The sequence below is a fragment of the Cryobacterium sp. Y11 genome (assembly GCF_002929535.1).
Classification (GTDB): Bacteria; Actinomycetota; Actinomycetes; order Actinomycetales; family Microbacteriaceae; genus Cryobacterium.
Window position 1 is genome coordinate 393,418 of sequence record NZ_PJJO01000061.1, and the last position, 18,479, is coordinate 411,896.

General features: G+C 62.1%; 20 protein-coding genes. 14 read left to right on the plus strand and 6 right to left on the minus strand.

All coding sequences use genetic code 11. The features are described 5' to 3' along the window. Positions 1-9 precede the first annotated feature (9 nt). Both CXY75_RS18560 and CXY75_RS18565 read left to right on the plus strand, forming a co-directional pair. Complete coding sequence (locus tag CXY75_RS18560) at positions 10-1,140, plus strand: hypothetical protein (protein WP_233202016.1); 1,131 nt, start codon at positions 10-12, stop codon at positions 1,138-1,140. Then, positions 1,140-1,805, plus strand: coding sequence for a hypothetical protein (locus CXY75_RS18565; RefSeq protein ID WP_104084253.1), 666 nt, complete (start codon positions 1,140-1,142; stop codon positions 1,803-1,805). The genes CXY75_RS18560 and CXY75_RS18565 overlap by 1 nt, the downstream gene beginning before the upstream one ends. Here the strand turns inward: CXY75_RS18565 and CXY75_RS18570 are convergent, their stop codons facing one another. Continuing rightward, positions 1,806-2,219: a hypothetical protein gene (locus CXY75_RS18570; protein WP_146069536.1), complete on the minus strand. Its 414-nt coding sequence runs from the start codon at positions 2,217-2,219 to the stop codon at positions 1,806-1,808. A 66-nt stretch (positions 2,220-2,285) separates the two neighbouring features. Between CXY75_RS18570 and CXY75_RS18575 the strand changes: the two genes are divergently transcribed. Both CXY75_RS18575 and CXY75_RS18580 read left to right on the plus strand, forming a co-directional pair. Beyond that, positions 2,286-2,726, plus strand: coding sequence for a hypothetical protein (locus tag CXY75_RS18575; protein ID WP_104084255.1), 441 nt, complete (start codon positions 2,286-2,288; stop codon positions 2,724-2,726). A gap of 2 nt (positions 2,727-2,728) precedes the next feature. Continuing rightward, the gene (locus tag CXY75_RS18580) at positions 2,729-4,393 is read left to right on the plus strand and encodes a hypothetical protein (protein WP_104084256.1); all 1,665 of its coding nucleotides are present in this window, start codon (positions 2,729-2,731) and stop codon (positions 4,391-4,393) included. Positions 4,394-4,444: 51 nt separating this feature from the next. Here CXY75_RS18580 and CXY75_RS18585 read toward each other — a convergent pair whose 3' ends face one another. Then, complete coding sequence (locus CXY75_RS18585; protein WP_146069537.1) at positions 4,445-5,827, minus strand: hypothetical protein; 1,383 nt, start codon at positions 5,825-5,827, stop codon at positions 4,445-4,447. A 78-nt stretch (positions 5,828-5,905) separates the two neighbouring features. On the opposite strand from CXY75_RS18585, the gene CXY75_RS18590 reads away from it, so the two are divergent. From CXY75_RS18590 to CXY75_RS18615, 6 genes are read left to right on the plus strand one after another with little or no spacing between them, the layout of a single operon-like run. Next, on the plus strand, positions 5,906-6,619 hold the full coding sequence (locus CXY75_RS18590; RefSeq protein WP_104084258.1) for a M23 family metallopeptidase: 714 nt from the start codon (positions 5,906-5,908) through the stop codon (positions 6,617-6,619). Positions 6,620-6,673: 54 nt separating this feature from the next. Next, positions 6,674-7,174: a hypothetical protein gene (locus tag CXY75_RS18595; RefSeq protein WP_104084259.1), complete on the plus strand. Its 501-nt coding sequence runs from the start codon at positions 6,674-6,676 to the stop codon at positions 7,172-7,174. Continuing rightward, complete coding sequence (locus CXY75_RS18600; protein ID WP_104084260.1) at positions 7,161-7,457, plus strand: hypothetical protein; 297 nt, start codon at positions 7,161-7,163, stop codon at positions 7,455-7,457. The genes CXY75_RS18595 and CXY75_RS18600 overlap by 14 nt, the downstream gene beginning before the upstream one ends. 18 nt (positions 7,458-7,475) lie before the next feature. Continuing rightward, a complete protein-coding gene (locus CXY75_RS18605; protein WP_104084261.1) occupies positions 7,476-7,976 on the plus strand; it encodes a hypothetical protein in 501 nt (166 codons plus the stop codon). Beyond that, positions 7,973-9,733 carry a hypothetical protein gene (locus CXY75_RS18610; RefSeq protein ID WP_146069538.1) on the plus strand — a complete coding sequence of 587 codons (1,761 nt, stop codon included), beginning with the start codon at positions 7,973-7,975 and terminating at the stop codon, positions 9,731-9,733. The genes CXY75_RS18605 and CXY75_RS18610 overlap by 4 nt, the downstream gene beginning before the upstream one ends. An 11-nt stretch (positions 9,734-9,744) precedes the next feature. Then, the gene (locus CXY75_RS18615; protein WP_104084263.1) at positions 9,745-10,338 is read left to right on the plus strand and encodes a hypothetical protein; all 594 of its coding nucleotides are present in this window, start codon (positions 9,745-9,747) and stop codon (positions 10,336-10,338) included. A 111-nt stretch (positions 10,339-10,449) separates the two neighbouring features. Here CXY75_RS18615 and CXY75_RS18620 read toward each other — a convergent pair whose 3' ends face one another. Beyond that, positions 10,450-10,806 (minus strand): hypothetical protein, encoded by a 357-nt coding sequence (locus CXY75_RS18620; protein ID WP_104084264.1) that lies wholly within the window; start codon positions 10,804-10,806, stop codon positions 10,450-10,452. Between the two features lie 36 nt (positions 10,807-10,842). After that, positions 10,843-11,061: a hypothetical protein gene (locus CXY75_RS18625; RefSeq protein WP_104084265.1), complete on the minus strand. Its 219-nt coding sequence runs from the start codon at positions 11,059-11,061 to the stop codon at positions 10,843-10,845. A 465-nt stretch (positions 11,062-11,526) separates the two neighbouring features. Here CXY75_RS18625 and CXY75_RS18630 point away from each other — a divergent pair, with 465 nt between their 5' ends. The 3 genes from CXY75_RS18630 to CXY75_RS18640 all read left to right on the plus strand — a co-directional run bounded on the left by CXY75_RS18630 (position 11,527) and on the right by CXY75_RS18640 (position 14,549). After that, positions 11,527-11,718, plus strand: a complete 192-nt coding sequence (locus CXY75_RS18630) for a hypothetical protein (RefSeq protein ID WP_104084266.1) — start codon at positions 11,527-11,529, stop codon at positions 11,716-11,718. 792 nt (positions 11,719-12,510) lie between these two features. Beyond that, positions 12,511-13,743, plus strand: a complete 1,233-nt coding sequence (locus CXY75_RS18635; protein WP_104084267.1) for an enoyl-CoA hydratase/isomerase family protein — start codon at positions 12,511-12,513, stop codon at positions 13,741-13,743. Further along, complete coding sequence (locus tag CXY75_RS18640; RefSeq protein ID WP_104084268.1) at positions 13,740-14,549, plus strand: enoyl-CoA hydratase; 810 nt, start codon at positions 13,740-13,742, stop codon at positions 14,547-14,549. The genes CXY75_RS18635 and CXY75_RS18640 overlap by 4 nt, the downstream gene beginning before the upstream one ends. A gap of 28 nt (positions 14,550-14,577) precedes the next feature. Here the strand turns inward: CXY75_RS18640 and CXY75_RS18645 are convergent, their stop codons facing one another. Both CXY75_RS18645 and CXY75_RS18650 read right to left on the minus strand, forming a co-directional pair. After that, entirely contained in the window at positions 14,578-15,288 is a 711-nt protein-coding gene (locus CXY75_RS18645) for a response regulator (protein ID WP_104084269.1), read from the minus strand. Beyond that, positions 15,281-16,915, minus strand: coding sequence for a sensor histidine kinase (locus CXY75_RS18650; protein WP_104084270.1), 1,635 nt, complete (start codon positions 16,913-16,915; stop codon positions 15,281-15,283). Before CXY75_RS18650 ends, CXY75_RS18645 begins: the two co-directional genes overlap by 8 nt. A gap of 141 nt (positions 16,916-17,056) precedes the next feature. Here CXY75_RS18650 and CXY75_RS18655 point away from each other — a divergent pair, with 141 nt between their 5' ends. Further along, positions 17,057-18,454 (plus strand): cation:dicarboxylate symporter family transporter, encoded by a 1,398-nt coding sequence (locus CXY75_RS18655; RefSeq protein WP_104084271.1) that lies wholly within the window; start codon positions 17,057-17,059, stop codon positions 18,452-18,454. Positions 18,455-18,479: the final 25 nt, after the last annotated feature.

Here is an 18,479-nt window from a genome sequence, read left to right on the forward strand (position 1 = left end):
GGAGTAGCCATGTGGTGGTATTGGATTTGCGACACGCAGACCGGGGATAAGATTCAACGTCTCCCTGACCCTGTTTCTGGGCCATGGTCGTGCTCATTGGACGGAGGCGATTACGGGAGTACGGTATTTCAGCTTGGCGCTGATGACTTCACGCAGGCGCAATGGTGGGATTTTACGGCCCCTCATTCACGCACACTGATCGTGGAGCGCAACAAGGTAATCCGGTATGCGGGGATTATCAACGCAGACCCGGATTTCGACCATGATACTGGGCGTCTCACGGTCGCGCATGTTGATCTCGAGTCGTTCTTCAGTGAGCGTTACCCATTCGGCATTGGTTCGTATTGGGCTGATGAGGTTGCGCACCGGCCAGGGAAGATTGAACTCTCCGGACGTTCTCACCGCTCGATCATCTGCAATGTCATTGCCGCTGGTTTGGTCGGTCCAACGTCAAACTACGCGCTGCCAGTGGTTCTGCCTTGGCTTACCGAGTCTGGTTCGCAGTCGTTGACTGCTGAGAACTTCAACTTCCAGACGTGCTCGGATCTGATCTCTGACCGGCGCAAAGTGGAGAGCGGTGTCGACTTCTACTTCAAGCCCCGGTGGAAGTCAGATACCGCATTCGAGTGGGTGGTGGTTGCCGGTTCAGATTCGGATCCTCTGCTCATCGGCAAGACAGCCGACTTCTACTTGAACGCGGAGCAGCCCGTGCTGTCAAACGTGAAGTTTGGCCGCGATGGTGTGAAGCAGTTCACGGGCATGTTCTCAATTGGGCAAGGGTCCGGCGCTGACATGTCAGTGGGCGGCATTCCATCTGGTGCAGGTCTGCCCCCGGTAATTCCGGCGCGTGATACGCAGCAGAAAATCGACAACGAGGCGAACCAAAACGTGCTTGCCGGCATGTCATTGGAGGCTGCGCGGGTCCGGTACAGTCCGACGTTCCAGTGGGCATTTACTTTGCAGGCGTCCACTGAGGCGGCCCCCGTTGAGTCGATCGAGCTCGGCGACATCCTCCGCGTCTACGTCGAATCGAGCCCGTACATTCCGGTCGGCTGGCATTCCCTGAGGGTGGTCACGCTCACGGGCGACGAGGGCGAATGGGTCACACCGACCGTGCAAATGATTGGGGAGGTTGCCTAATGGGTTACATCGATGATGCTTCGGGAAAACGTGACCGTCAGAACCTATGGGCTGCGGTTCGCAAACTGGGCACCATGTCTCCGCTGGACAACTCGTCAGTCGAAGGCCGCACCCGGTTCATCGGCAACGAGTCCTTGCTAGTCGAGGGCTCGCAAAAAGTCACTGGATGGCTCATCGTCACGGGCACGCTCAAGGTCGTGGGCGCATTCCTGCTTGAGGGCGTCACCACTATAACTGGCGCGCTCACGTCGAGCGGCACGGCGCTATTCACGGGGTTATTCACCGCGCGCGGCACTACCCGATTCGAGGGCGACACTACGCAAGTCGGCGCTCACCACGTGCAGGGCAACCAAGACATCACGGGCACGCTCGCAGTGAAGGGCGCGACGGAAGTATCCGCGGATCTATCCATCGTGGCGGGCGGCATTATCAAGGTTGGATCTGGCCTCACCTTGGAGCCGCTCGGCGCTGGTGGCGGTGCGATCAACTTTCTGCCAAGCGGCAGCATAAGCGCCGGCCTCGGAAAGTTCACCCTGGTGTCACCTGACCTGTCGGCCATCCTAACTCTCGGCGGCGGCGGCGTTACTGTCACTTTGCCGTTGAAATCAGGCGCAGCCGTGAATGTGCACGTCGATGGTAACGGGAAATTATGGCGTACCAGCTAGTTACGTGCAGAGCGTGATTATCGCGTAGGTGACGATCTTCTGATTGTTGTCGTCCGGGTCGTCACCGCTAACGGCGGTCACGTCCTGTCGTTCGGTGCCTGCCGCTATCTGCTCGCACACGAGCATGGCAGCACCGAGCAGCTGCGCGTCGCTGGGGCGCTCTCCGGTCCACACGGCATCCATCGATGCAAGGTACCAAGCGTCGGCGCTCTCGAATCCGGCTTCACCCCACGGCGTTGTCGGATCAGCGGTCGGCGCTGCCTTCATCTCAATCGGCGCAGCCACCGGCTCGGGAGTCGCGCTCACCGCAACCTCGCTCGGCTCACTCTCCGCAACCGGCTCAACCACGGCTGCACTGCATCCACCCATCGCAAGCACGGCGGCGACGGCTAGCACGATTCCCATTTTCCCCATGCCCGCAGTGTACCGCCGCGACATGCACCCGCACCAAACCTTTTCACCCTGACCCTTGGAGGGCACATGTCAGTCGTTTCCGGCAATTACTTCGATCTTGGCGGCTTTAGCATGGGCATCTGGATGTCGACCATCACGTTCGAACTTTCAGCGCCGGCGACCCATGATCAAGCAGACAAGTCGCTTGTGTCGTCGGCTCGCACGCACAGCGCCATTGTGGATTCCGCTACGGGTGAATGGGCGATGCCTATCATCTCCACCGAAGGCATGAGGCAAGACCGCTATTACACGGTCATGGGCACATCGCTTGACTCTGAGCTGGGAATGCCCCGAGTCGATTACTTCCCGTGGAAGATACGCATTCCAGAAGGCATCTGGAAGTTCACCGATCTGGTGCGCGATTGGAGCAGCCCTCTCGCCGTCTCCATAACCTCGGGCATTCCTGAACAGAAGACCGCATACGTGCTCGACCCATTCACCGGCGAGCTCTTCCGAAAGAAGGCCTGAATATGACCATTTACGATGACTACGAATTTATCGCCAACCTCAAAGGGCGCAAAGGAGACCAGGGAGATCCGGGTCTCGCGGGCCCTGTAGCTGTCGCCAACGATGTTGCATTCGCCTCAGCGGTCAGTGGTGTATCGGCTACGAACACCGCTGTGACCGCCCTTGCTGCGAAAGCTGTTCTCGCGCAATCCTTGTCGGATAGGGGGGTGGCGTCGGCGGCTTTCGAATCAGCGACTACCAGTTCGGGCACGCCTCGAAACTTGTCTGGGGTCGCCATGTCGGGCATCCCCAACGCGCAACTGCGAGGCGTCACCACCCTCGGCTTCTCGCCGAACACCGTTCGTTACCACCCGTTCGAAGTTGATGCGTCACTCACCGTGATGAGGGCAAAGTTCGAGGTGACCACATCGCCGGACATCGCCTGTTACATGACGGTCGGCATCTATTCGGTAGATGCCTTCTGGCAGCCCATGGAACTCATTCAGCAGCTAACCGTCGCTGTCACGGGCGTGGGGGTTGCAGACGCGGGCTTTGCTATGCCTACAGAACTGCCAAAGGGCCGCTACCTGCTTGCGGTTTCAGCAGAGCGGGCCATGACCCTCCGCGGATACTTCGGCGGGCCGTCGTTTGCAAACAGCGTCCCCAGCGCGGCGATCTCCGAGTTCTTCGAAGTGTCCACCCCGTACACCGTCGACCTGCCCGAACCTGCCGTGCATTGGACCATCGCGTCAACTGGGGTGAATGGGGCCGTCCATGGCGTCCTTCTGGACTGGGCTGTCAATAACCCGGCGCTCGACTCTCTGTTCATGCTCCCGAATAGGCAGGTCGTCAAGGGTGCCAATGTGGTGCTGTACAACCAGGGCTGGGATCTGTTCTGGGCGAACTGGGCTTGGGAGACCGACATCAAGTGGCAGATCGATTACGCCAAATCTGCCGGCGCAAACACTATCCGGGTGATCGGCGACGTCATGGCAATCACCCGGTACGCAATAATGACCATCACGGAGTACCGAGCGCGGTGGCGGCAGCTCATCGACTACTGCGCCTCGCTGGATATGTACGTTTACGCGTGCGGCGGCGGCATCCCTGATGCGAACTACGACATCACGGCTGTCACTCAGGTGCTAGTCGAGCTGGGTAAAGAGATCAACGGGGACGAGCGTGTCATCGGCCTTGACATCATGCAGGAGTCGTACGCGTTCGCGATCACAAACATGGAAACCCTCGTGCCGTCGATCCGGGCCGTTTGTGATCGGAAGCTCACGTTCTCCATCCCGACCGGTGCACCCTGGGACGATAACAGCGTGGCCGCTCGCAACCAGTTCAGGCCGTGGGTTGACTTCTACGACTTTCACGTCTACTACGACGTATCGGTGAATGACATTCAGGATTACTGGAATCGCGCGAACGAATCGAAGCCTTTCCTCATTGGGGAATTCGGGCTGGGGGCGGCGGCAGGAGAGCCTGCACAACTCGCCCGCTTCACTGCCGTCAGGAACGCCGTTGCTCTGGTCAGGGAGGATGGCCGTCATATCGCTGGTGCATTGGTGTGGGCCATTCGCGACCAAGACCCGGACCCGTCACAGTACTACGGGCTGTGGACTGTCGACAAGGTGCCGCGCCAATACCTCATTGACGCATTCAAAGCTTTCCCCGACCACCGGTAACCTCCGAGGGTTGCGCCCCTTGCGAACTGGACGCAAGGGGCCTGGGCTCGCTTAGACTGCGGCACAGATCGAAGCATCGACCGCGCCCGCTAGGGCTGGGCTTGTCGTACCAGCTAAGCCCAATGCGACCAACGCCACCGCAAGCACCACTACGCCAACGCCCCAGCCCGCGGCGTGCGAGCGCCGGGGCCTCCATCGCAGGTTAGTGGGCATTGCCACGAGGCAACCAACGATGCCAATCAGCAGGAGCGGCAGGGCGAAGCGAGCCTCTGGTGTTGAGCCGAGGATCGTGAGCAGCGAGCCCAACCAGAAAACGAGCACGACAGCGATCGGGAGGGCGTTCGCCTTCCGCTCGACCCAGAGCTTGACCAGTGCAAGCAGCCCCGCCGCGCTCACCAGCACAACGAGAACCGTCATGGCGCTGATTCCTTGGGACGGCTCGGCTGCGTACGGTGTGTGCGTGTCCCATTGAAGCGATGCTCCCGTTTTCTGGGCGAGAAGTGCCAGCGATGTGGGGAAGTTGTTGATGAAGTGGAGTGCGAGTTCGCCGACACTTGCGGGGGTACTCTGAAGGGATGCCTCAGCGGCCCCGGGGCTACAGTAGAACTGTTGCGGCACCTTCGCACCGACGAACGCAACCGTGTCGTACCTCACCACGTAAGCCGCGAACTGCAACTGAATATTGGTGACAACACCCACCAGGACAGGGCTAGCTGACCAAACCCCATGGTGCAGCAAGTTGAGGATCAATTGCGGGACAGTTGCTACGGCAGCTCCCACTGCCGGCCAATATGCCCTCCGCCAGTTGAAGCACGCCCAAATCACGTAACCGCTGGCAATCGCGAGAAGGTAGGCGGGTCGCAGATTGACCGCGATTCCGAAAGAGACGCCTCCCATTAGCGCCCACCACCACCGGCTGTTGAGCAGGATCGCTAAGCCCCCCAATGCGAAACTAGCCGCCCAGAGGTCCATCAACGGATAGGGAGCGAACCCGGCCAGCAGGACGGCGGTCAGGACTGCGGACAACCAGATATGTGCTGGCGTAACAGGCACCAGGCGGCGGAGTAGGGCCGGGATGATGACCGCACCCATGAAAGCGATCAGCAGTGCGTTCTCAACTAAGACGAAAGCTCGCCCGCCCGTGTCCGTGAGATTGGCGAGAAGGGCAGCCGGGGCGTACGGAACCGACGATAGGACTCCGCGGACGTCCATCCCCCCGGCCGTGAAGAAGTCGCCGCCAGTGACGAGCGCCCCCGCGCCACCCCAGTACACAGCCGCGTCCCATTCGAATGCTTCAGCGCGTCCGCCCGACAGCGCGATAAGGAATGCCGCCAACCCGGCGAGTAGCCACGACTTCCGGCCGCCAGCCAGCGCCATCGATATTGAACGTGCGCCGCTAAGCGCGTCAATGCGACGCGTCGTGTCCTGTGTCATTTCACCCATCCCCCTGAACGGCACGCGCCGCACCCCGAAAGCCTAGCGCTCCGGTCAGGCTGACCCGAAAGAGACCCCATGCCCAGCATCATCCTCGCCGCTCACGGTCGCATCACCACCTACTACCAGCAGGACATCGGTCGCGGATTCCTGCACAACGGCATTGACCAAGGCCATAGCAACGGCACCGCTTACGACTTGCAAATCATGGCACCTGCTGCCGGGGTCGTCACGGCAGTCGGGCGTCAGGGGTCCTACGGTTACCGCATCGTCATTCGTCACACAGACGGATGCCGCACCCTGCTCGCTCATCACGACGCGCAAATGGTCACGGTTGGGCAGATCCTCACGCAGGCCGAACTTATCGCCGTCATGGGCAATAGCGGCACCAAATATGTGCACAGTCACCAGGAGCTCTGGTCTCCTGGCGGGCTGCAACTCGACCCGCTCAAATACCTCGGCAGCGACACCGCCTCCACAGTTCCCATTGCAGTTCGGGCAACACCGCCCATAGTTCCGAAGGATGACGCCATGACTATCTATCTCAAGCCCACCGAAAACAGTTCACCGCTACCGGACGGTATCAATCGCATCTGGACCGGCTATCGCACCATCGCCGGCATCGAATTCGCGGATGTCTGGGGCGTGAGTGGCAACGGTGATGCGCGCCGGCTGACTGCGATCCAATGGCGCGTACTGAACGCACTGAAGGAAAAGGGCGTGATCGAACTTAATGTGGTCGATCTCTCGGGCAATGCCCTCGAGCAAATCGTCTACGCGCCGGAGCTATAACGTGTGCCGCCACAACCCAGATTCCACGTGCGGCCATGACAGCAGCTGCGATTCATGCCAGCACCCGCAGAACTGATGCCTGAGCTTTTCCCCGCATGGTTCACCGCCTGGGCATCATCGGTCACGCTGATTGAGCTGCTGATCTACGCGCTCGCCATCGCCGCCGTACTCAAATGGGGCAAGCGGTGGTGGCGGGGTGTCGTAGCCGTCGCGACAGGGATTCTCGCAGTCGCTAAGACCCTCGATTCCATTCAAGGACTGACCGCTTTCATGGCAGCCACCACGGCGACCTTGGCCGATCAGACGAAGACGATGGCGACGCAAGATCATCAGCTCGTCGGCATCTATCACGAGACGCACAAGAACGACGGCAGCTCGATCAAAGATGCCGGGCTACGCACGGAAGAAGCAGTCGATCGGCTCGAGCGCGGCATGCTAGCCGTTTTCGTCCTGCTCGACGCGGCCGGTATTCGCGCCGCCGCCGATGAAGACAGCATCCGGCAAGAACTCGAAGACACACACCCTAAGGAGAAAAGATCTCATGACCACCACTGAACTCGCCCTCGGCGACACCATCCGCATTCGTGCACTCGCCTACGTCCGCACTGGCGTTCCCGCACTGATCGGTGCGCTCCTCACGTGGCTCGCCAGCCGCATCCCCGCCGTCTTCGACTTCCTCGCAGCTGTCGATCCCGAGTGGCGCACGCTGCTGTACTCACTCGTCACCGCCCTGGTGATCCTCGCGTATTACGCCCTTGCACGGTGGCTGGGGAAGCGCTGGCCGAAGATGGAAACGCTCATGCTGGGCAGCTCGAAGACGCCCGTCTACACCGCGTAACCGACCTGAAGGAGCATCATGGGCCTGATCAATTTCCACTACACGAATCCGGGCCCTGATGGCGATGTCCCGGCCAGCGGGTACCTCCACATCAGCTTGCTCTTCCGCGAGGTCGTCGGCGGTGTCATCCGCACCACGGCGCCGGAGACAGTGCATCTCGTCGACGGCGCCGCGGCTGTGGAGCTATCCACGACCGGCGTGAATCAGGCGTGGAAGATCGAAGAAGGCGGCGGTATCGCCGGGCGCAGAACGGTCTACGTCGCAGTCACCGGGGATGCTGTGTTCACGGATCTCGTCATCGTGGATCCGGCGACGCTGCAACCCCTGGTCGAGGTTCCGCCGACCGTGGCTGAGCTACTCGATGAGTCCAAGGCCATTCTCGAGGCTGCTATCGCGCGCACCGTCACCGCGACGGTCGACCCAGCCGATCCCGACGTGATCCTCCTGGACTACCCGAGTTTCATGCTCGACCCCAACGACAACCTGATTCTGAACCTGACCCTAGGAGCATCCGCATGACCACAGGACGCGTCCCACAGCTGGACACCAACGGACAATTCCCGGACCGGTTCGCGCCGCCATCTGTCGCAGCCAATACTCAGATTGCTATTGCCAAGGCTGCTGCTGCGCTTGAGTCGGCTGCGTCGGCTTCAGGATCGGCAGGCACGGCAACCGCTCAGGCAACGGCGGCTTCGGGTAGCGCCACGGCTGCGAGCGGTTCGGCCACCGGTGCTGGCTCGTCTGCCACTGCCGCGAGTGGTTCAGCTACCGCAGCGTCTGGTAGTGCCACGGCATCCGGTTCTAGTGCTACCGCGTCGGCAGGATCGGCAACCCTCGCAGGTGAGCACCGGGCCGCTGTGGAAGGCTTTGCGGTCACTACTGCCGCTCAGGTAGACGCGGTGTTCGCCGATCCGACGAGCGCCCCGAGCATTCGTCAGACTGCCACGTTTGCACCAACCTCCCAGAATGGCGTGATGGCGCACGCATCTCGTTTCGCTGAGGTGAAAAACACCAAGGGTGGGCGCATCGGTACGGGCGGTAAGGGTGTTATTGCTTTCCGCATCGACCACGGCATCGACAGATTCCGCTCTATTCACTGGCCGCTGATGCGTGACCGCTACCTGTCGTGCGGGTTCGGGTTCGTGTCCGGCTCCGTCGAGAACCCGACCGCCGCCTACGAACCCTCAACAACGACGTGGGCGCAGGCACGACTCATGCACTACGAGGGCGCAGAATCATGGGGGCATTCTGCGGATCACGGCGACCCTGCCCCTCTCGGAGCCAGCCCGTTCACGCTTGAGCAGCAAATCCAAGGATGCCGCGCCACCCTTGAGGCGCAGATGCTCCACCCTGTTGGCTGGCAGATGCCCGGCGTAACCGGAGGTGTGACGCCCGGCTATTCCAGTAACCTCGACACCCTCGGCAAGCTAGGCACCACCGAAGCCGGACAGCGCCTCATGGCCGGGTATGGGCTCATCGAGAACTACCTTCACGGCAGTACCCGCATCATGCCCACTGATGGGTGCTACCTGCTCTCGCACGTCACCCTCGACACGATGACCCTGGCCGGGGCGAAATCGTATGTTGACCTTGCGATCAGCGAGGGTGTGGGAATTGAAATGATGTTTCACCCGATGTGGGTGGGCACCACCGGGTTCATGTCTATTGCCGATTTCACCGCCGTTCTTGACTACGTGGCGGCAAAGCGGGCGGCGGAGCTGCTCGAGGTTCTCACCCCGTCTGGCCTGGCATTCGCTGACCCTGGCACCAGCTATCGGCTGAACCTCCTGAACACGTCCGGTTTTGAGGGTTCGTCCAAAGTTGGCGGCGTCATCGGGGCGTGGACGGCAACTGTTGACGCGGGCATTGCGCTGCGACAAGACGGCGGGCATACAGGACTGAATTATGTTCGGTTCTCTGGCACAAACAACCTGCTTGAGCAGCCGTTCAAATACGTCGATCAGGGCGGCTACCACAACGCCGCGTTGGAAGTATCAGCTTGGGTGCGCAACACAACCGCTTCTGCCGCCCAGGCGCGCATCAAAGTGTTCGTGTCTTCACCCGGTGGATACCCCGACCTTGGAACGCAACGTGACGGGTTCTACGCATTGCCCGCGAATACGCCGTGGACAAAAATCCGGCTGCCGTTCTGTATGCCCCGCAGCGACCCAGGCGGCGCGCCTACTGAGCATGTCGCCATTCGCATCGCACGCCTCGATACCGGCACCACCCCCGGCGACGTGGATTTCGATGACATTCAAATGAACCCGATCTAAGGAGCCCGGCAATGGGAAAAATCTATAACGACACCTGGGGCTTTTTCGACGCGGGACAAGAGTACGCCTCAGCGGGTGCCGCCCTGTTCGGCGGGTTTCGCAAGATGGTCAGCGGGAACTACTACGGCGCGAACGGCGGGATGCCGGGAACCAATGCTTTCGCCAACCAGCAGATGTGGGCCGCACCGCTTTGGGTTCCGCGCGCAATTACCATCGACAGGCTCGCCTGCGAGGTAACGGCCTTGGTTGCGGGTTCCACCGTGCGGCTCGGACTGTACGGCTCCACTGCGGAAGACACCCCCGGCGCGTTGGTCCTCGACGCGGGCACCGTGGACTCGGCAACGACCGGCATCAAAGAGATCCTCGCCCTGAGCACCCGGATTCCTGCGGGCTTGTATTGGCTTGCTGCGGTCAGCCAGGGTGGCACGCCGACGTTGCGTTCCATCGGCAACTCGTCAGCGCCACCCGTGGCATCGACACTGGGCGGGGGAAGCACTGGACCCAACTCCTATTACCAGAACGGCGTGGTGGGTGCGCTGCCTGCCACGTTCACAGCAGTCGGGGCATCGAGCGGCGGAACCCGCGTCATGGCACACATCGCGTAACCCCGTCACCCTCGCCCAGTTAGCCGAGTTCCCCATAGCCACCACCCGCACACCAACGCCCCGCGACTTGATCTTCGGATTGGGTGGCGGGGCGTTTTTGTGTTGCCCCAGTTAGTTGCCGCACGCATTGTCGAAGTCGCGTTGAGCCATAGTGAAGTCCACGTTGGCCGCGCTTGAAAAGTTGGTGCCGAGAACGCTGAGAGCATCCGACATTGTTTGCATAGCCGCACCAACCTCAGTGTCGCCTTCCTGCATGACGATAGCGTTCAAGCCCTCGGTGGCCGTGACGATTCGTTCTTTCAACATGTCTTGAGCTGCCGCCCGATCCTCAGTGTTGACGGCAACTTTTAAGGCAAACGCAAAGTCCTCCATGATTGGTGCGGAATCCTCGCACGGCGTTGTGGCAGGCGTGGATGCGCAACCGGTGAGGATGAGTGCGGTGAGGATGGTTATTGCGGCGAGCTTCATGGTGGTTCCCCCTAGACAATGTTGGTGCGAGCGAAGCTAGTTGCTCATGCCCTGCTCGGCAGCACGCACAGCAATGTTACGTCGCGCCTCATCTTGAATGCTCTGTTGGCGCATGTTCTCAGCGATCTGTTGGCGACGTGCAACCTTCGCCTTCGACTCCAGGGGGATGCCAAGGATTGCGCAGAAAACCAGCACGAGTGCGTACAGCGCCATCAGTCCGAGTCCGATGAGGAAGGCGAAGAAAATGATTTCCATGTTGGCAGCCTATCCGTGGCTTGTCTGACCCGATTCAAGGCCGTCCTGAAAGACGCACAACCCCGCGCCCATCTCACAAGGTGGCGGGGCTTTTTCTCGTTGTGCCGGCACCCAGTAAACGATGGCCGACCCGGGGCACATTTTTCACTTATCTGAACGGCGCGATGGGTGCTAGGGCGGAAAGCTTCTGGAACCGTGGGTACCGGGCGAGGTCTTGTGCAGCATCAGACACAGCCCAACCAGCGTTCGCACTTTTCTGCGTATTGCATCAGGAATCTAGACATCTCTGTACGTTATGTTCGTGAAGCCTTACGGTTTAATCACCGGCAACTTAAAAATCTTGATTCCAGTACCGGCTTGTACTGGGTAGCCGGCGAACGGGTTCAAGGCACAGAAACATGGACGACCGATCATGCACGGCCGACCTCACCACCTGGAACCGCCGCATAACGAAAGGCAATACACATGGACTTCAAAACCGCCACCGACGCCGACCTCGACGCCGACCGTATCACCATCATCACTGAGCAGGAACGCCGGGCGACACTGGTCGCCATCCCCGCGGAAGTCACCAGGTTGGCCAAACAGTACCGCGAAATTGGCGGCGACCAAGCCGAAATAGACGCCGCGATTGCACCGTTCAGAAAAACCTTCTAATTCCCCTGACAGCTGCACAAACTGTCGCTGCGTGACGAAACCCAGTCCCTTCGGAGGCTGGGTTTTTTCGCCGTTACCGCCGCGGGAACGAAAGGGTTGACCATGCGCGACGGTAGCGGATGGGGGATCGCGCAGTCCCCAGAATCCGCGACTTACTCTCTACTTTGAGATACGAATCACTCCAAATGGGTCCCTGCCAATACATAAGTGATTGCCTTGGGTGCCGGTGTTCTCCCGCTTGTTACTCATACGTCCCGCCCCCTACTATTGGCACTTCATATCAGTGGGTTCCCGGTTCAAGTCCGGGGGGGTGCACCACCAATCCCCGTCGTCACTGTTTCACAGTGTGGCGGGGTTTTTTTATGCCCGTTTTGGGCTTTCATCGTCGGCGCGCTACGCGGGGTTTACGCCGGTGTGCGGGAGTTGGCGAAACCGGGCTGTGTCGACCGGGCTCGGTACGCGGGAGCTACGCCAGTGCGCGGGAGTTCTGACTTAGCCCGAAGTCCCGCGTAACTCGTCGCGCGGGAGCCGCGCCAGTGCGCGGGAGTTCGACCTACCGCGCACTGGCGCAGCACCCGCGAAACGTGAAAATGCTGCCACGCGCCGACAGCGACCGTGCCTGCGAGCCCAGTTCAGAGGGGTCTGAAGCCGCAAATCGACCATAAGTTATGGGGTGCACTGGCCAATGCTTCGGTGCGCGCCGAGGACGAACCGACGCACCTGGTTAGACTGTGGCCAAGAGATTCCGGGTTCGTGCAGGAGTACGGCCGCTCCGTCGCGGAAAGGTCACGTTTGTCTTCCACCGAGTTATCCAGTACCGAAGCCAGCACCGAAGTGCTGCTGCACCGCGACGGGCCGCTAGCCCGGATCATCCTGAACCGGCCGAAGGCACTCAACGCGTTGACCCACCGCATGATCCAATCCATTGCCGCGGCGCTCACCGAATGGGCCGACGATGACAGCGTCCAGACCGTCCTGCTCACCGGCAGCGGTGACCGCGCCCTCTGCGCCGGCGGCGACATCGTCTCGATCTACCGCGATGCCGGCACGGACTCCGGCGACGACGAGAATGCACGGTTCTGGGCCGACGAGTACACGCTGAATGCCCAGATCAAGCGCTACCCCAAACCGTTCGTCGCCCTGATGGACCGCATCGTGCTCGGCGGGGGAGTCGGCCTCTCCGGCCATGCGTCGCACCGCGTGGTGACCGAGCGCACCCGGCTCGGCATGCCCGAAACTACCATTGGCTTCGTGCCGGACGTTGGCGGCACCTACCTCTACTCGCGCATTCCCGGCGAGCTCGGCACCCATCTTGCCCTCACCGCCGCGACCATGACCGGTTCCGATGCGATCGCCCTCGGCCTGGCTGACAGCTTCGTCGACTCTGCCCGGCTCGATTCCCTGATCGACGCCCTCAAGCGGATGCCCGCTGCCGCGGCCATCGCCCAGCACGAGTCGTCCGCGGTGCCCCCTGCCCCGCTGTTGGCCGAGCGCGCCTGGATCGACGAGTGCTACGCCGGCAACGACCTGCCCGCGATCATCGACCGGTTGCAGAAGTCACCCGTCGTCGCGGCCTACGAAGCCGCCACCGCCATTCTCGCCAAATCGCCCACCGCAGTCACGGTCACCCTCGAATCCCTGCGCCGAGCCCGCGACCTGGCCGACCTGGAGGACGTACTCGAGCAGGAATATCGGGTGTCGCTGCGCTTGGTGGCCGGCCACGATGTGGTCGAGGGCATTCGCGCCCAGGTCGTCGACAAAGACCGCAACCCCGACTGGCAGCCGAGCACCCTGGACGCAGTGTCTGGCGCCGATGTGCGGGCGCACTTCGCGCCGCTGGGAGAGCGTGCGCTGCGCTTGCGGCGCGTGCACGTTGCCGCCGCGCCCGGTTCCACTGGCGCCCTCCGAAGGAGTGCTGAACCGCGCCCAACCGGCGCATTTTCGCTGGTTGGCGAGCCTGGCACCACCGACCCTCGCGCCACCGAAAATCACCGCCAGATCACCGAACGAGAGGCCACCGCGTGAGCGAGAACACCCAGCTAGAGACCAAGCCCACCGACACCTACGACAACATCCTGCTCGAACGCCCTGGCCGCGTCGGCGTGATCACGCTGAACCGCCCGAAGGCGCTCAACGCCCTCAACTTCGCCACCATGCAGGACGTCGTCGGTGCCGCCACCCGGCTCGACGCCGACCCAGAGATCGGCGCGATCATCATCACCGGTTCGGAGCGGGCCTTCGCGGCCGGCGCCGACATTAAGGAGATGGCGTCGATGAGCTACATGGACATGTACCTGAAGGACTGGTTTGCCGGTTGGGATCGGCTCGCCGCCGTGCGCACCCCGCTCATCGCCGCTGTCTCCGGCCACGCCCTCGGCGGCGGCTGCGAACTCGCCCTGATCTGCGATTTCATCATTGCCTCCGACACCGCAACGTTCGGGCAGCCCGAGATCAAGCTCGGCGTCATTCCCGGCATGGGCGGATCCCAGCGCCTCACCCGCGCCGTCGGTAAGGCCAAGGCGATGGAGATGATCCTCACCGGCCGCACCATCGGCGCGGTCGAGGCCGAGCGGGCCGGCCTCGTCGCCCGCATCGTGCCCGTCGCTGACCTACTCGCCGACGCCCTGGCGACCGCCACCGAGATCGCGGCGAAGTCGGCGCCGATCGCGATGCTCGCCAAGGAAGTCGTGAATGCGGCGTACGAATCGATGTTGAGTGGCGGCATCCACTTGGAACGTCGCCTGTTTCACTCGGTGTTTGCCACCGACGATCAAAGTGAGGGCATGGCCGCCTTCATCGAGAAGCGCCCGCCGGTTTTCACGAACCGCTAGCCACACGGGCTCGCCACTGAACGCAGCGCTACCGCCCGGACTTCCAGCGATACTCGTTCTCGGGCCGCCCGGGGGTGCCGTAGCGCGGGGCGCGCAGCACGAGGCCGGTGTCGGCGAGATATTCCAGGTAGCGGCGCGCGGTCACCCGGGATAGCCCCAGCGGCTCCATTAGCTCACTGGCCGACACCGGCGCTGACTGAGCCCGCAGGTAGGCGACCAGCGGATTTAACGTCGAATGGGCCACGCCCTTCGGCAGTGGAATATCGGTCGGTGCCCGCAGGCTCGCGAACGCATGATCGACCGCCGACTGCGTCACAACGGATGCCTGCGCGTTCAGTTCCGCACGAAAGTCCCGGTAACTAGACAATTTCGTGGCGAAGGTCGCATAGCTGAACGGCTTGATCAGGTATTGCACGACGCCGGCCGCGATCGCCCCGCGCACATTGTCGAGGTCGCGCACCGCGGTGATGGCGATGATGTCCGTGGCCAGACCGGCCGCACGGATGCGCCGGCTCACGTCGAGCCCGTGGCTGTCAGGCAGATTCATATCCATCAGCACGAGGTCGATGGGGATGCCGGCCGAGGCTGCGCCCGCGACCCGGCGAAACGCCTCCTGCCCGGTGCCGACCGTGCCGACGAGCTCAAACCCCGCGAGGCGACCGATGTAGACGGCGTGTGCTTCGGCCGCAAGTGGTTCGTCCTCGACGACGAGCACGCGGATCGGTGCAGGCTTAGTCATGTTCGCCCGCCGGAATTGTGACGGTGAAGACCGCTCCCTCGCGCCGACCGATCGTCAGGGTTCCACCGAGGCGGGTCACGGCCTGCCGAACCAGAGCCAGGCCCAGGCCGCGGCCGCCGACCGACCGGACCGGTTCTGCCGTGCCAACGCCCTTGGTACTGAAGCCGAACCTCAGCACGTCGTCGATCACCTCGGGCGCCACGCCGCAACCGCTGTCGGCGACCTCGATCGTCACGGCGAGCTCGGTCGATGACACCGTGACCGATACTCGCCGCGGGTCGGCGCCAGCGGCCGCGGCATCGAGCGCGTTGTCGACCAGATTGCCGAGCACCGTCACGAGGTCCTGAATCGACAGACCGGACTGCGCGAGCGTTCCAGACGCCGTGACGGTCAAGGCGATGCCTAGCTCATTGGCCTGCGCCGATTTGCCCATGATCAGGGCGCTGATCACGGGTTCGTCGACGGAACCGACCATCTCGTCTGCGAGCTGCTGGCTCAACTCAAGGTCTTTCGTGGCGAATTCCAGGGCCTGGTCGGTGCGGCCCAGTTCCATCAGTGACACGATCGTGTGCAGCCGGTTGGAATGCTCGTGGGTCTGTGCTCGCAGTGCGTCGGAGAGAGTCTGCATCGACTGCAGTTCGCTGCCGAGGTGTTGTAAATCGGTGTGATCGCGAATCGTCGCCACGAACCCCATCGGCGTGGGCTTACCGCCAGGAGCTGACGTTGATGCCGCCGGCTCCTGGCTGACCACGAGCACTCGGGTGTCTGTAACATGAACCTCATCGTGCGCTGTACGACCGCTGCGCAGCAACTCGCCCAGACTCGGCGTCAGGTTCAACGCGGTCAGGGTCGTTGGTTGCTCGGTACTGCCAGCGGCCGGGCGCGGCGGAATGCCGAGTAACTGGGCTGCTTGATCGTTGTAGAGCACGAGATCGCCGTGCAGATCGACCAGCACGAGCCCCTCCCGTACCGAGTGCAGCACCGAATCGTAGTAAACAAAGAGTTGCGCGATCCGCTCCGGTCCCCAGCCCAGGGTGACCCGGCGCAGATAGCGGCCGAGCAGCCAGGTAGCCACGGATCCAGACGCGAGCAGCACGAGCGCCAGTCCAAGCACCGACGGCAACCGGGCGTTCAGGGCGATCTCGATGTTCGTCGTCGTGGTGCCGACGGCGACGAGCGCGCGCACCGTGCCGGCAGCATCCGTCACCGGCACAACGGCGCGAACGGATGGCCCCAGCGTTCCCGTGCTGGTTTCGGTGAAGGCCGTTCCAGAACGCGCCGGCTCGATCGCACCGATGTAATCCTGACCGATTTCGGCCGGGTTTGGATGGGTCCAACGCGTGCGGTCCGGGGCCATGATTGTGATGAAGTCGAGCCCGGCATCCGTCGTCAACTCGAGGGCGTACGGCTGCAATGAGGTGCTCGGGTCGGCCGATTCGCTCGCCGCGAGCACGAGGGGACTGTCGGCGATGGCGGTGGCGACCGCGAGCATTCGGCTGCTGGTCCCGACGTAGCCCTGATCGCGGGCATCGACGAATAACGCCGTTCCGATGACCGTCGTGAGCACAACGACGAACAGCGCGTGCGCAAAAAAGAGCCGCCTCGCGATGCTCCATTCCCTGCGCACTGTGTGCTCCTTTCGTGGTTCACGCTTCGTGAACAATATGACCGCAACCGCGCGCGACCTACTCGTGTCGACCAGTCTGGAATGCATTGCAGTAGCCGGAGTCCGACGTGGCCCCGATAAACCTAGACAAAGGAGTCTGACATGACATCGACGCCATCATCCCGCACCAAACTTATTACGGCGGGCAAACCAAAGAAGCGACTCGACTCATCGCACTATCTTTATATGGCCGTCATCATCGCGGTCATTTTGGGAATTGTCGTCGGCCTGGTCTGGGGCGGCGAGAAGGGCTTCGCGGTTTCGCTCGAGCCGCTCGGCGACCTGTTCATCGACCTGATCAAAATGATGATCTCCCCGATCATTTTCTGCACGATCATTCTCGGCATCGGTTCGATCGCCAAGGCGGCCACCGTCGGCAAGATCGGTGGCCTCGCGCTGGGCTACTTTCTGATCATGTCGACCTTCGCGCTTGGTATCGGCCTGGTTGTCGGCAACCTGATCCACCCGGGTGAGGGGCTTCACCTCACCGAGGCCACGTTCAAGGCCACCGAATCTGCGGACACCCAATCGTTCCTGCTCGGCATCGTGCCGGAGACGTTGTTCTCGTCCTTGACCAGCGGCAACATTCTGCAGACCCTGCTCGTTGCACTCATCGCCGGCTTCGCTCTGCAGCGGATGGGCTCCGCCGGCCAGCCCATTCTCGACGGCATCGCCCACGTCCAGGCCCTGGTCTTTCGCATTCTGATCATGGTCATGTGGCTCGCCCCGATCGGCGCATTCGGCGCGATCGCCGCGGTGGTCGGTGCCACCGGTATTCAAGCCGTGATCAGTTTGTTCACCCTCATGGGGGCGTTCTACATCACCTGCATCCTCTTCATCGTGATCATTCTCGGCGGGCTGCTCAAGCTCGTCACTGGCGTCAACATCTTCAAACTGATGCGCTACCTCGGCCGGGAATACCTGTTGATCGTCTCGACCTCGTCGTCCGAAGCCGCCTTGCCGCGCCTGATCGCCAAGATGGAACACCTCGGCGTCTCCAAGCCCGTCGTCGGGGTCATTGTTCCTACCGGCTACTCGTTCAACCTTGACGGCACCGCAATCTACCTCACTATGGCGTCGCTGTTCATCGCCAACGCGCTCGGTCAGCCGCTCGCGCTCGGTGAGCAGATCGGACTGCTCGTGTTCATGATCATCGCCAGTAAGGGTGCCGCCGGAGTCTCCGGAGCCGGCCTGGCCACCCTGGCCGCCGGGCTACAGGCCCACGCCCCGCAGCTGGTCGGCGGCGTCGGATTCATCGTTGGCATCGACCGGTTCATGTCCGAAGCGCGCGCGCTGACCAACTTCACCGGCAATGCGGTCGCGACCGTCATGATCGGTTCCTGGACCAAGGAGATTGACCGGGTGCAGCTTGACCGGGTGCTCGATAAACTCGAACCATTCGACGAGCGCACCATGCTCACACACGGCCACGTCAGCGCCGCCGATACCCAGCGCACGGCCGAAAAGGTCGCGCAGTCCGAGGTGTTACAGCGGGCCTGAGTACAAGACGTGCGCATACAACGCG

Coding starts and splice junctions, on each gene's coding strand:
- CXY75_RS18560 (WP_233202016.1), top strand. CDS start 10: ATGTGGTGGTATTGGATTTGCGACACGCAGACCGGGGATAAGATTCAA.
- CXY75_RS18565 (WP_104084253.1), top strand. CDS start 1,140: ATGGGTTACATCGATGATGCTTCGGGAAAACGTGACCGTCAGAACCTA.
- CXY75_RS18570 (WP_146069536.1), bottom strand. CDS start 2,219: ATGGGGAAAATGGGAATCGTGCTAGCCGTCGCCGCCGTGCTTGCGATG.
- CXY75_RS18575 (WP_104084255.1), top strand. CDS start 2,286: ATGTCAGTCGTTTCCGGCAATTACTTCGATCTTGGCGGCTTTAGCATG.
- CXY75_RS18580 (WP_104084256.1), top strand. CDS start 2,729: ATGACCATTTACGATGACTACGAATTTATCGCCAACCTCAAAGGGCGC.
- CXY75_RS18585 (WP_146069537.1), bottom strand. CDS start 5,827: ATGACACAGGACACGACGCGTCGCATTGACGCGCTTAGCGGCGCACGT.
- CXY75_RS18590 (WP_104084258.1), top strand. CDS start 5,906: ATGCCCAGCATCATCCTCGCCGCTCACGGTCGCATCACCACCTACTAC.
- CXY75_RS18595 (WP_104084259.1), top strand. CDS start 6,674: ATGCCAGCACCCGCAGAACTGATGCCTGAGCTTTTCCCCGCATGGTTC.
- CXY75_RS18600 (WP_104084260.1), top strand. CDS start 7,161: ATGACCACCACTGAACTCGCCCTCGGCGACACCATCCGCATTCGTGCA.
- CXY75_RS18605 (WP_104084261.1), top strand. CDS start 7,476: ATGGGCCTGATCAATTTCCACTACACGAATCCGGGCCCTGATGGCGAT.
- CXY75_RS18610 (WP_146069538.1), top strand. CDS start 7,973: ATGACCACAGGACGCGTCCCACAGCTGGACACCAACGGACAATTCCCG.
- CXY75_RS18615 (WP_104084263.1), top strand. CDS start 9,745: ATGGGAAAAATCTATAACGACACCTGGGGCTTTTTCGACGCGGGACAA.
- CXY75_RS18620 (WP_104084264.1), bottom strand. CDS start 10,806: ATGAAGCTCGCCGCAATAACCATCCTCACCGCACTCATCCTCACCGGT.
- CXY75_RS18625 (WP_104084265.1), bottom strand. CDS start 11,061: ATGGAAATCATTTTCTTCGCCTTCCTCATCGGACTCGGACTGATGGCG.
- CXY75_RS18630 (WP_104084266.1), top strand. CDS start 11,527: ATGGACTTCAAAACCGCCACCGACGCCGACCTCGACGCCGACCGTATC.
- CXY75_RS18645 (WP_104084269.1), bottom strand. CDS start 15,288: ATGACTAAGCCTGCACCGATCCGCGTGCTCGTCGTCGAGGACGAACCA.
- CXY75_RS18655 (WP_104084271.1), top strand. CDS start 17,057: ATGACATCGACGCCATCATCCCGCACCAAACTTATTACGGCGGGCAAA.